This is a genomic window from Mediterraneibacter sp. 210702-DFI.5.30 (assembly GCF_020560115.1).
GTDB classification, from domain to species: Bacteria; Bacillota; Clostridia; order Lachnospirales; family Lachnospiraceae; genus Mediterraneibacter; species Mediterraneibacter faecis.
This window is the reverse complement of sequence record NZ_JAJCME010000224.1, coordinates 1-222: the sequence shown is the minus strand read 5'-3', so window position 1 is coordinate 222 and position 222 is coordinate 1. Positions and strand designations below refer to the sequence as shown.

Annotated in this window: 1 pseudogene; it reads right to left on the bottom strand. The window is 46.4% G+C overall.

What is annotated here, in order from left to right:
* Positions 1-222, bottom strand: a pseudogene (locus LI126_RS15350) (3-dehydroquinate synthase); the annotation flags it as partial.

Genomic DNA, 222 nt, shown 5'->3' with positions numbered 1-222 from the left:
GATTAGTCCTAATGCATGTTCCAAGATTGCTTCAGGAGTGTCAATTTGTTCAATTAATTGCCAAAAATCGCCACCAACCATTGCGGCGGCTTTGACGATCTCGCCATAGCCTTCCACTAGATCGCGGGGCGGCAGTGTCTTTAAGGTTTCCGGATCAATCAGCACCAGATCAGGTTCGTAAAAGGCACCAACAATATTTTTGGTCGTTCCTAAATCAACGGC